The sequence below is a fragment of the Neoroseomonas rubea genome, from assembly GCF_016106015.1.
GTDB classification, from domain to species: domain Bacteria; phylum Pseudomonadota; class Alphaproteobacteria; order Acetobacterales; family Acetobacteraceae; genus Neoroseomonas; species Neoroseomonas rubea.
Map to the genome: position 1 here is coordinate 1 of NZ_JACADQ010000119.1, position 11,078 is coordinate 11,078.

The 11,078-nt window shown below is 70.9% G+C and carries 10 protein-coding genes and 1 pseudogene; 9 read left to right on the plus strand and 2 right to left on the minus strand.

Annotation, left to right across the window (positions count from 1 at the left end; translation table 11 throughout):
- The 6 genes and pseudogenes from HW577_RS12925 to HW577_RS12945 form a co-directional block, all read left to right on the plus strand.
- Window positions 1–262: pseudogene (locus tag HW577_RS12925) on the plus strand (hypothetical protein); the annotation flags it as partial.
- Window positions 263–391: 129 nt separating this feature from the next.
- A complete protein-coding gene (locus HW577_RS12930; RefSeq protein ID WP_198376549.1) occupies window positions 392–1,306 on the plus strand; it encodes an AEC family transporter in 915 nt (304 codons plus the stop codon).
- 47 nt (window positions 1,307–1,353) lie between these two features.
- Window positions 1,354–1,485: a hypothetical protein gene (locus tag HW577_RS26900; RefSeq protein ID WP_269769541.1), complete on the plus strand. Its 132-nt coding sequence runs from the start codon at window positions 1,354–1,356 to the stop codon at window positions 1,483–1,485.
- A gap of 127 nt (window positions 1,486–1,612) precedes the next feature.
- Window positions 1,613–3,235, plus strand: a complete 1,623-nt coding sequence (locus HW577_RS12935) for an ABC-F family ATP-binding cassette domain-containing protein (protein WP_198376550.1) — start codon at window positions 1,613–1,615, stop codon at window positions 3,233–3,235.
- Between the two features lie 427 nt (window positions 3,236–3,662).
- Window positions 3,663–4,667 (plus strand): adenosine kinase, encoded by a 1,005-nt coding sequence (locus HW577_RS12940; RefSeq protein ID WP_198376551.1) that lies wholly within the window; start codon window positions 3,663–3,665, stop codon window positions 4,665–4,667.
- Between the two features lie 255 nt (window positions 4,668–4,922).
- Window positions 4,923–5,306, plus strand: a complete 384-nt coding sequence (locus HW577_RS12945; protein WP_198376552.1) for a hypothetical protein — start codon at window positions 4,923–4,925, stop codon at window positions 5,304–5,306.
- 217 nt (window positions 5,307–5,523) lie between these two features.
- Here the strand turns inward: HW577_RS12945 and HW577_RS12950 are convergent, their stop codons facing one another.
- Both HW577_RS12950 and HW577_RS12955 read right to left on the minus strand, forming a co-directional pair.
- Complete coding sequence (locus HW577_RS12950; RefSeq protein ID WP_198376553.1) at window positions 5,524–7,119, minus strand: phosphoenolpyruvate carboxykinase; 1,596 nt, start codon at window positions 7,117–7,119, stop codon at window positions 5,524–5,526.
- 90 nt (window positions 7,120–7,209) lie between these two features.
- Window positions 7,210–7,944, minus strand: coding sequence for a HugZ family pyridoxamine 5'-phosphate oxidase (locus HW577_RS12955; RefSeq protein WP_198376554.1), 735 nt, complete (start codon window positions 7,942–7,944; stop codon window positions 7,210–7,212).
- 106 nt (window positions 7,945–8,050) lie between these two features.
- Here HW577_RS12955 and HW577_RS12960 point away from each other — a divergent pair, with 106 nt between their 5' ends.
- The 3 genes from HW577_RS12960 to HW577_RS12970 form a co-directional block, all read left to right on the plus strand.
- On the plus strand, window positions 8,051–8,752 hold the full coding sequence (locus HW577_RS12960) for a response regulator transcription factor (protein ID WP_198376555.1): 702 nt from the start codon (window positions 8,051–8,053) through the stop codon (window positions 8,750–8,752).
- Between the two features lie 20 nt (window positions 8,753–8,772).
- Complete coding sequence (locus HW577_RS12965; RefSeq protein ID WP_198376556.1) at window positions 8,773–10,473, plus strand: stimulus-sensing domain-containing protein; 1,701 nt, start codon at window positions 8,773–8,775, stop codon at window positions 10,471–10,473.
- A 97-nt stretch (window positions 10,474–10,570) separates the two neighbouring features.
- Window positions 10,571–11,078, plus strand: a 508-nt coding sequence (locus HW577_RS12970; protein ID WP_198376557.1) for a catalase, incomplete at its 3' end; no start/stop codon positions are given.

The window sequence follows — 11,078 nt, forward strand, 5'->3', positions numbered from 1 at the left end:
GGCCGCCGCCGTGTCCTCGGCCGCCGCCCTTGCCGGGCTGCGCGCCGAGGAGGTGCGCCGGCGCCTCGGCGAACCCGCGCTGCGCCGACCCGAAGGCGATGCCGAGATATGGCTCTACGAGGCGCCCAATTGCCGGCTCGATGTCATCCTCTACCCGGAGGGCGGCGCCCTGCTCGTGGGGCATGCCGCAGCGCGGGCGCATGGCGGCGCGCGGGTGACGGAAGCGGCCTGCCTCGCGGCCCTGCCCGGCCGCGGGCCGTGATCGCGACCGCCGGCGACAGCCGCCACAACGCGGCTGTCCCGTGCGCGCATCCCTCCGCGCCAAGGTCCGGCCCCTCCGCACATGGCATGAGGACATCGCCCTGACCCGAACCGTTCCGGGCGGCGCGGCATGAGCGCCTGGCTCGATGCCTTCGTGCCCGCCTTCGCGCTGCTGGGACTCGGCGCGCTGCTGAAGCGGCGCCTGCTGCGCGACGACACGATCTGGGCCGGCATGGAGCGCCTGATCTACTGGGTGTTGCTGCCGAGCCTGATCGTGGCCGCGCTCGCGCCGCTCGACCTCGCGACCCTGCCGCTCGGGCGGATCGCGGCGGCGATCTGGGGGGCGCTGGCGCTCGGCACGCTCGTCTCGGTGCTGATGGCGCGCGCCATGGGGCACGGGCACGCGGCCATGACCTCGGTCCTACAGGGCGGCATCCGCTTCAACAACCTGATGGGCTTCGCCATCGTCGGCGCGCTGTTCGGCACGGCGGGCACTGGCTTCGGCGCGGTCGCCACGGGGATCATCGTGCCCTTCGTGCAGGTGGTGACGACGCTCGCCTTCGCATTCGACGGCACGCGCGGACCGCCGCGGCCGGCGGCGATCATCCGGCAACTCGCGTTCAATCCGCTGCTGCTCGCGGTCGCGATCGGCTTCGCGGTCGCCGCGGCGGGCGGTCTGCCGCCGGGCATCGCGCCCACCGTCCAGGCGCTGGGGCGGGCGTCCGTGGCACTCGGGCTTCTGTGCGTCGGCGCGGCACTGTCGCTGCAATCCTTCTCCGACCGCGTGCCGACGCAGGCGGCGACGGGGGTGCTGAAGCTGATGGTGATGCCGGCGGTGACCTGGGGGCTGTGCACGCTGTTCGGCGTGCCGCCGCTCGCGACCGCCGTCGCGGTCGTGTTCATGGCACTGCCGACGGCCGCGACCTCCTACGTCATGGCGCGGGCGATGGGCGGCGACGCGCCGCTGATGGCGGCCATCACGACAACGGAACATATCGCGGCGATCGCGACGCTGCCCTTCTGGGTTTGGCTGGTCGCGCCTTGACGATAGAGGCGGGGGGAGAACGAAACTTCTCCACCCTGATCCGCGTCGTGCGCAGGCTGACCTCGTCGGACCTGATCGACGTGCTGGCCGACCTGTTCCTCACGCACGGGACGCCCGCCCCGGAGACGACGCCGATGGCGAGCCCGCAAATGAGGTCAGGAGCAGGCGCGGCTGAATGACCCAGCGCCCGAACCGCAGCCCCGCCTCGACCGGCCCCCAGCGCGTGGTTCGCTGGCGGCACCTGCCCTCGGCAGTTCCGCGTGGCATAAGGCCGGCTCAACGGTCACGAGGCCTCCGCGCCCCCCCATGATCCGCCTCGACAATGTCAGCAAGCAGAACGGACGACAGATCCTCTTCGTGGAGGCCTCGGCGGCGCTCCAGAAGGGTGAGAAGATCGGGCTCGTCGGCCCCAACGGCGCGGGCAAGACGACGCTCTTCCGAATGATCACCGGGCAGGAAGCCCCGGATGAGGGCCAGGTCCTGGTGGACCGGGGCGTGACGATCGGCTTCTTCAGCCAGGACGTCGGCGAGATGGCCGGACGCCCGGCCGTGGCCGAGGTGATGGACGGCGCCGGCCCGGTCAGCGCAGTGGCTGCAGAACTTGCGGCGCTCGAGACCGCCATGGCGGACCCGGAACGCGCCGACGAGATGGACCGCATCATCGAGCGCTTCGGCGAGGTGCAGTCCCGCTTCGAAGAACTCGATGGCTATGCGCTGGATGGACGTGCCCGCGAGGTGCTGGCCGGCCTGGGCTTCAGCCAGGAGATGATGGACGGCGACGTGGGCGCCCTTTCGGGCGGCTGGAAGATGCGCGTGGCGCTGGCCCGCATCCTTCTCATGCGGCCCGATGTCATGCTGCTCGACGAGCCGAGCAACCACCTGGATCTCGAGAGCCTTATCTGGCTCGAGCAGTTCCTGGTGGGCTACGAGGGCGCGCTGCTCATGACCTCGCACGACCGCGAGTTCATGAATCGCGTGGTCCGAAGGATCATCGAGATCGACGGCGGCGCGCTGACGACCTACTCCGGCGACTATGCGTTCTACGAGCAGCAGCGTGCGCTGAACGAACAGCAGCAGCAGGCGCAGTTCGAGCGACAGCAAGCCATGCTGGCGAAGGAGATCAGCTTCATCGAGCGGTTCAAGGCCCGGGCTTCGCACGCGGCCCAAGTCCAGAGCCGCGTGAAGAAGCTGGAGAAGATCGAGCGCGTCGAGCCCCCGAAGCGGCGGCAGAGCGTCGCCTTCGACTTCCCCCCGGCGCCGCGGTCCGGGGAGGACATCGTGAACCTCCGGCAGGTGCACAAGCGCTATGGCACGCGCCCGATCTATGCCGGGCTGGACTTCATGGTGCGACGGCGCGAGCGCTGGTGCGTGCTCGGCGTCAACGGCGCCGGGAAGTCCACCTTGCTGAAGCTGGTCGCCGGAGCGACGCAGCCGGACGCGGGAACGGTGTCCGTAGGCGGCAGCGTCCGGATGGGCTACTTCGCGCAGCACGCGATGGAATTGCTGGACGGTGACCTCACCGTGTTCCAGACGCTGGAAAATGCCTTCCCGCTGGCCGGGCAGGGATCGCTGCGAACGCTGGCGGGCTGCTTCGGCTTCTCGGGCGACGAGGTCGAGAAGCGCTGCCGCGTGCTGTCCGGCGGGGAGAAGGCGCGCCTGGTGATGGCGAAGATGCTCTATGACCCGCCGAACTTCCTCGTGCTCGACGAGCCCACGAACCACCTGGACATGACGACGAAGGAGATGCTGGTCGCGGCGCTGGCGCAGTACGAAGGCACGATGCTCTTCGTCTCGCACGACCGGCACTTCCTGGCGGCCCTGTCCAACCGCGTGCTCGAACTGACGCCGGACGGCGTGCACCGGTATGACGGTGGCTACACCGAATACGTGGCGCGAACGGGTCAGGAGGCGCCAGGCCTCCACGCCTGACAGCATTGCGCGCGACCCTGGCCCCGGCCGCTTTCGCGCGTCTTCGCCCGTTTCGTGGTCGGGCAGTTCCTCTGCACCGGCCATCGGGGGGTCATGCCTTCGGGCGTCAAGGCGCGGTCGGCGAGGTCCACTTGCCGCCCAAAATGGTCGTAGGCGTGGCAGCGCTGGCTCTTTGAAGCACGGCAGCACAGTTCGGCACACGCCATGCGTGTCCCTTATCCGAACCTGCAAAGGGCGGCCGCCTTGTCAGGCAGGCACGATGTAGGTTCCGTCGTGGGGGATCCATGCCCCCGCCCTCCGCTCAACCTTCTTTGTGACTTTCGCGGTCAGTTTCCGACGGACAAAGAAGGGAGGGGGTGGCGGGGGAGGTTCCCCTCCCCCGCCCTTCGGGCTATGCGCCGCGCACCTCAGCCACAGGACCACGCGCATGACCAGCCTCGACATCCTCGGCATCGGCAACGCCATCGTGGACGTGCTCGCGCGCGCCGAGGAGCAAGTGCTGGTCCGCCACGGCATGGCCAAGGGCGGCATGGCGCTGATCGGCCCCGACCAGGCCGAGACCATCTACGCCGACATGGGCCCGGGCGTGGAAAGCAGCGGCGGATCGGCCGCCAACACCTGCGCCGCGGCCGCGGCACTCGGCGCGAAGGTCGGCTATCTCGGCAAGGTCGCCGATGACGCGCTCGGCGCCGTCTTCCGCCACGACATCACCGCGGCCGGCGTGCATTTCCCGACGCCGCCGCTCAAGGGCGGCGCGCCCACCGCGCGCTGCCTCATCCTCGTCACGCCGGATGGGCAGCGGACGATGAACACCTTCCTCGGCGCCTGCGTGACCTTCGGGGAGAAGGACGTGGATCCCGCGGCCGTCGCCGCCGCGCAGGTCACCTACCTGGAAGGCTATCTTTACGACCCGCCGGCGGCGCAGGCCGCCTTCCGCGCCGCGGCGCGCATCGCCCACGCGGCCGGGCGCAAGGTCGCGATCACCCTGTCCGACGCCTTCTGCGTGGAACGGCACCGCGACGCCTTCCTCGCCTTCGTGAAGGAGGAAGCGGACATCCTGTTTGCCAACGAGGCCGAGATCCGCGCGCTCTATCACGCCCACACCTTCGAGGAGGCGGCGGCGCAGGCGCGGGCCGATGTGGGCCTGGCCGCGCTGACGCGCAGCGAGAAGGGCAGCGTCATCCTCGCCGGCGAGGCGACGCACGAGATCGCCGCCGTGCCCACCCAGGTGCTTGATACGACCGGCGCGGGCGATGCCTATGCGGCGGGTTTCCTGGCGGCGCTGACCGCCGGCCATCCGCTGCCGGAATGCGGCCGCTGGGCCTCCGTTGCGGCGGCCGAGGCGATTTCCCACTTCGGCGCCAGGCCCCAGGCGGACCTCAAGGCGCTCGTGGCTGGGGGCGCGCAGGGGATCGCGGCGGCGCTGGGCTGACAGACTGCCGCGCCCGAGTGGCCCCGGCCCCGGCGGCGCGCCTGACGTGCCTCGGGCTGCCGCCGCCCAGGCCGGGACCCCGTCGATCCGTTTTAGTAACACTCTGATCCTGGGAAAATATCCGTAAGTTGGCATCAGCGGTGAACCCAGGAGCGTCAAGTCCGCGCGAAGACGGCCGAATGGCCTTCCCTGGGTCACCTTCCCGCCCCATTTGATGTGTTCCTGAAGCGTGTTCGACGGAGAGAGGAGGACATCATGCGCAAGCACCCGATCAGCCTCGCCATCTTTGGCCTGGGACTGGCCTTCAGCCCGGCCCTGGCGCAGGGAACCCAGCAGCTCAACGGCGGCGACCGCGTCTCGGCCGAAGCCGATGGCATCGGCGCGCGGGATGTCGGCCCGCTGCTCCGCCGGGCGGCCGATGCCGCGCGCGGCGGACGCCTGCCGCTGGCGCTCGAGCTGGTGGAGCGCGCCGAGACGCTGGTGCTGACGCGCGGCACCATCGCGGGGACCGAGACGATCCCGCTGCGCGCCGGCGCCGTGGCCGTCATGCAGGATGCGCGCGCCGCACTGTCGCGCCGTGACGTGGCGGCGGCGACCACCGCCATGGCGGAGGCCGAGCGCCTGACCGCCGGGATGTAAAGCGGCGCATCGCGACCGCGCCGTCCCCCTCGGCGCGGTCGCCGGGCGGCCCGCGGCCTTTCCCCCATCCCCCGCCGCGGGTCGCCCCGAACGGTGGCGCCTGGTCGCACGCAGGCTGCGCGCGGCCGGGCGTCATCCGCCTTCGGCGATCACGCCTGGCCCGCGGCGGTCGGCCGCAGCCGGCGCGAAGGAGGACCCTCGCGCGCCGCGCGTCCGGTCAGGCCGCCGCGCGGATCGCCACCGCCTTCACGTCGTCCCCCACCGCGCCGGCAAACGTCGAAAAGTTCTTCTCGAACAGCCCGACCAGGTTCTGCGCCGTGCGATCATAGGCTGCCTTGTCGGCCCAGGCGTCCCGGGGGTTCAGCACGTTGTCGGGAATGCCAGGCACGCTCTTCGGGATCATCAGGCCGAAGAAGGGGTCGCGCACGTAGTCGACCTTCGCGAGCGAGCCGTCGAGCGCCGCGCGCAGCAGCGCGCGCGTGTGCTTGATGCTCATGCGGCTGCCCGTGCCGTAGGACCCGCCCGACCAGCCTGTGTTGACCAGCCAGCAATCCGCCCCGTGCTTCGAGATGAGGTCGGCGAGCATCCGCCCGTAGACCTCCGGATGGCGCGGCAGGAAGGGCGCGCCGAAGCAGGTGGAGAAGGTCGCCTGCGGCTCGCGGCCCAGCCCCTTCTCGGTGCCTGCGACGCGCGCCGTGTAGCCCGAGAGGAAGTGGTACATCGCCTGCGCCGAGGACAGCTTGCTGATCGGCGGCAGCACGCCGAAGGCGTCCGCCGTCAGCATCACCACGTTCTTCGGCAGCCCCGCCGTGCCGCTGCCCACCACGCCCGGGATGTAGTGGATCGGGTAGCAGGAGCGCGTGTTCTCGGTCAGCGACGCATCCTCGAGGTCGAGGTTGCCATCCACATCGGCCACGACGTTCTCGAGCACCGCGCCGAAGCGGTGGGAGGCGTCCCAGATCTGCGGCTCGGCTTCGCGCGACAGGCGGATCACCTTGGCGTAGCAGCCGCCTTCGAAGTTGAAGACGCCGGCATCCGACCAGCCATGCTCGTCGTCGCCGATCAGCGCGCGCTCGGGGTCGGAGGAGAGCGTCGTCTTGCCCGTGCCCGACAGGCCGAAGAACAGCGCGACATCGCCCTTCGCACCGACATTGGCGCTGCAATGCATCGGCAGCACGCCGCGGTCAGGCAGCAGCCAGTTCATCACGGTGAAGATCGATTTCTTGATCTCGCCCGCATAGGAGGTGCCGGCGATCAGGATGGTGCGCGTCGCCAGCGACAGAGCGATGACCGTGCCCGTGCGGCAGCCATCCGTGCCGGGGTCGGCCTCGAACTCAGGCGCGTGCAGGATGGTCCAGTCCGGCGCGAAGCCGTCCAGCGCGTCGCGCTCGGGGCGGATGAACATGTTGCGCGCGAACAGGGCGTGCCAGGCATTGGTCGTCACGAGGCGGACGCGGATGCGGTGCGCGGCATCGGCGCCGGCATGCAGGTCCTGCGTGAACAGTTCCGCCTTCTGGCCGAGATAGGCCTGCACGCGGGCAACCAGGCCAGCGAACTTCTCGGCCGGCAGGGGCTGGTTGATCTTGCCCCACCAGACCGCGTCGCGCGTCGCGGGTTCGTCCACGACGAACTTGTCCTGCACGGACCGTCCGGTGTGCTGGCCGGTCACGGCGATGAAGGCGCCGTCGGCCGACAGCCGCCCTTCCCCGCGCCGCAGCGCCGCGGCCACCAGGGTCGGGGCTGTCAGGTTCGGATGGACTTCGCCGCTGGGGATCACGCCGGTGCCGGCCAGCGCTGTGGGGGATGCGGACATGCGCGACAACTCTCCTGAACACCACGTTGCAATGCGGTGACGGCGCCGTTTCGGCGATGGCGGCGGCGGAATTGCGGCGACAGCCGCTGCTCAGCCGGTCCCGGCGATTCTCGCCCGTCCCTCCCGTGCGGCACGGATGAGGGCCGCCCGCACGGCGTCCGCATCGCTTACCTGCGTTAAGAACGCAAGACGAACCGTTCGGTTACCTTCCGAGATGTCGCAACCGTCAACATCGACCGAAACGAGACGCCACGCGCCCGGCCCCGCACCGAGCAGCCCCTCAGCGATCGCGGCGACCGCATCGGCATGGTCGGCGTTCACATGCTCGATGATGGAGGCCTCCGCCTCCAGAATCGCCTCGATCGCCGCCAGGTCGGGTGTGAGCTCCGCCGCGCGGATCCGCTCCGCACGGGCGAAGCCGCCGACATGCAGCGCGCCCATGATGCGCACGCGCCACAGGCCGAAATCGGCGAAGTCGGCATAGAGCGCGGCATAGGGGTGGCGCGCCAGCCAACGCGCCTTCAGCCCCGCGACCGCCGCCTCCGGCACGCGCTCGGCCAGTCCCGTGACGGTCAGGCGCGGCGCGGTCTGCGGATTGGGCCCCTCCGCCGTGCCGGTGAACAGCAGCGAGCAGCGCGGTTCCTGCGCGAGGTGGCGCGTGTGCTCCGACAACGTCGAGAGCCACAGCAGCGGCGAGAGATCCGGCGCGGGCGCGGGCGTGACCAGGCTTGCGAAGGGCTGGCCGTCCGCCTGCGTCGCGAGCGTGGCCGAGGCCGCGCCGCGGATCAGGCCCCGGGCCTCGCCAATTCCCTCGACCGTCGCCATGTGCCCCTCCGGCCCGCCTCGTGCCACAATCCGGCGCGAAGGTGGATCGACGGCCGCCGCGGCGCAACCGCGGCCAGCCAGAATGCCCGGAGCACAGTGCAGGACAATGCCGCAGACCATCGCCCTCGTGGATGACGACCGCAACATCCTGACCAGCGTGCAGATGACGCTGGAGGCCGAAGGCTATTCCGTGCGCACCTTCACGGATGGCGAAAGCGCGCTGCAGGGGCTGCTTTCCCGCCCCGCCGACCTCGCGGTGCTCGACATCAAGATGCCGCGCATGGACGGGATGGAACTGCTCCAGCGCCTGCGCCAGCGATCGAACATGCCGGTCGTCTTCCTCACTTCGAAGGATGAGGAGGTCGATGAATTGATGGGCCTGCGTCTCGGCGCGGACGACTACATCACGAAACCCTTCAGCCAGCGCCTGCTGCTGGAACGCATCCGCGCGCTGCTCCGCCGCAACGAGGCCTCCCGCGCGGAAGGGTCCGGCGCGCCGCCCGGCGGCGTCATCGCCCGCGGCGACCTGGTGCTGGACGAGACGAAGCACACCTGCGTCTGGAAGGGTGGGCAGGTGCAGCTCACCGTCACCGAGTTCCTGCTGGTCAAGGCGCTCGCCATCCGCCCCGGCATGGTGAAGAACCGCGACCAGCTGATCGACGCCGCCTATGGCGAGAACATCTATGTCGACGACCGCACCATCGACAGCCACGTCAAGCGCATCCGCAAGAAGTTCCGCCAGGTGGACACGGAGTTCGACCAGATCGAGACGCTCTACGGCATCGGCTACCGCTACAAGGAAGCCTGAGCCGATGGTCGTGGCCCCGCATGCCTGACGGCTCGGGCCGCCGCGCCGCGCCGCGCCCGCGCGCCGAAAGCACGGCGGAACCGCGCGCGCCGCGCCGCTTCTCGCCGCTGCTGCGGCGCATCCTGCTGGTCAACGCAGTGCCGCCGGCGCTGCTGGCCGCGTCGCTGCTGTATCTCGACCAGTACCAGAACGGGCTGCTCGCCGCCGAGGTCGAGGGGCTGCGCACTCAGGCGCGCATCTATGCCGGCGGCATCGCCGAGGCCGCGGTGCGCATCGACGGCGACCGCGCCATCCTGGTGCCGGAAGCCGCGCGCCCGCTGCTGCGCCGGCTGGTGGAGCCCTCCCCCAACACCCAGGCGCGGCTGTTCGACAATACCGGCCTGATGGTCGCCGACAGCCGCGTGCGGGAAGGCCCCGGCGGGGCGGTGGTGACCGAGCCCCTGCCACCGCCCGAACCGCGCGGCGCGCTCACCGCCACGGTCGGCGGCGTCTATGACCGGCTCGTCTCCGTCCTGCCGGGAACGCTGCGCGGCACGGGGGGCACGGGCGGCGTCGCCGTCGATGTGGGGCCCGAAACACCCGACTTCGACTGGCAACCCGATATCGGCCCCGACCGGCGGGAGGAGCTGCGCCTCGCCCTCGAAGGCGGCGTGCGCCCCTATATCCGCCGCACGGGCGATGGCCGACTGCTGGTCTCGGTCGCCGAACCCGCGCGGCGGGGAAACCAGGGCGTGGGCATCGTGCTGCTGACGCGCGAGGCGCGGGAGGTGGACGAGAGGCTGTTCCAGATCCGCGCCTCCGTCCTGCTGCTGTTCGGCACGGCGCTGGTGCTGACGGTGATGCTCTCCTTCTATCTTGCGCGCACCATCGCGACGCCGATGCTCGACCTGGCGCGCGCCACGCAGCGCATCCGCGAGGGCGAGGGGCGTGAGGAATCCGTCCCCGAACCCCTGCTGGTGCGCAACGACGAGATCGGGGTGCTCGCGCGCGACCTGCAGAATTCCGCGCGCGCCCTGTGGGCGCGGATCGACGCGAACGAACGCTTCGCTGCCGATGTCGCGCATGAGCTGCGCAACCCGCTGACCAGCGTGCGCAGCGCGCTCGAGACGCTGCGCCGCATCGAGAATCCGGAACAACGCGGACGGCTGCTCGCCATCATCGCCGAGGACGCGGTCCGGATGGACCGGTTGATCGCCGACATCTCGGATAGTTCGCGCGTCGATGCGGAACTGTCGCGCACGATATCCACCCCCGTGGACATCGCACCGATCCTCTCCGCCCTGGCAGACCTGCACGAGGCGACGCGGGAGACGGAGGAGGCGCCGCGCCTGGTGCTGGAAGCGCCGCCCGGCCCGCTGGTGGTGCGCGGCGTCGAGGGCCGCATCGTGCAGGTCTATCGCAACCTCCTCGGCAACGCGCTGTCCTTCAGCCCGGCCGGCGGCACGGTCTGGATGAAGGCGCGCCCGGCTGGCGCGATGGTCGAGGTGGCGATCGAGGACGAAGGCCCGGGCATCCCCGAACAGAAGCTCGAGAGCATCTTCGAGCGCTTCTATTCCGAACGCCCGAGCGGGGAGCGCTTCGGCCAGCATTCCGGCCTCGGGCTGTCGATCAGCAAGCAGATCGTCGAGGGGCTGCGCGGGCAGATCACGGCAGAGAACCGCCGCGACGTCGAGGGCAAGGTGGCCGGTGCGCGCTTCGTCGTGCGGCTGCCGGCGGGCTGAGGGGCAGCGCCCCCGAAAAGTCATCCACCCCGGCGTAACCGCGGGGCATGATCGGGCGTAGGCCTGTCGTGCCTCGTGCCGCCGGAAGGGATCCGCCATGCGTCATCGCCATCTCCTCGCCCTCGCCCTCCTGGCCGGCGGCATCGCCGCCCCGGGGGGCGCGCCGCGCGCCCAGCCCAGCCCCGACGCCATCGTCGATGCCTTCGAGGCCGTGCTCGGCCCGGTGCGCACCCATCGGCCGAGCCATCCCAAGGGCACCTGCGCCGCCGGCCATTTCACCGCGACGCCAGAGGGTGCGCGCTGGTCGACCGCGCCGGTCTTCAACGGCCAGCGCGTCTCCGCCTTGATCCGGTTCGGCGTGGCCGGTGCCAATCCGCGCGCCTCGGACACGGCGCGCGGCACGCGCGGCCTGTCCATCCGCTTCGAGACCCAGGCCGGCGACATCTGGGAGATGGCGAACATCTCCGCCCCCATCTTCGGGGCCGCGACGCCGCAGGCGCTCGTGGACGGGCTGCTCGCCCGCCGGGCTGACCCGGCCACGGGGCAGCCGGACCCGGCCCGCGTCGCCGCCTTCGCCGCGGCCAACCCGGCGAGCGCGCTGCAGG

What these genes read in the sequence shown, in the direction of transcription:
- HW577_RS12930 (WP_198376549.1), top strand. Translation starts at nt 392, where the DNA reads ATGAGCGCCTGGCTCGATGCCTTCGTGCCCGCCTTCGCGCTGCTGGGA.
- HW577_RS12935 (WP_198376550.1), top strand. Translation starts at nt 1,613, where the DNA reads ATGATCCGCCTCGACAATGTCAGCAAGCAGAACGGACGACAGATCCTC.
- HW577_RS12940 (WP_198376551.1), top strand. Translation starts at nt 3,663, where the DNA reads ATGACCAGCCTCGACATCCTCGGCATCGGCAACGCCATCGTGGACGTG.
- HW577_RS12945 (WP_198376552.1), top strand. Translation starts at nt 4,923, where the DNA reads ATGCGCAAGCACCCGATCAGCCTCGCCATCTTTGGCCTGGGACTGGCC.
- HW577_RS12950 (WP_198376553.1), bottom strand. Translation starts at nt 7,119, where the DNA reads ATGTCCGCATCCCCCACAGCGCTGGCCGGCACCGGCGTGATCCCCAGC.
- HW577_RS12955 (WP_198376554.1), bottom strand. Translation starts at nt 7,944, where the DNA reads ATGGCGACGGTCGAGGGAATTGGCGAGGCCCGGGGCCTGATCCGCGGC.
- HW577_RS12960 (WP_198376555.1), top strand. Translation starts at nt 8,051, where the DNA reads ATGCCGCAGACCATCGCCCTCGTGGATGACGACCGCAACATCCTGACC.
- HW577_RS12965 (WP_198376556.1), top strand. Translation starts at nt 8,773, where the DNA reads ATGCCTGACGGCTCGGGCCGCCGCGCCGCGCCGCGCCCGCGCGCCGAA.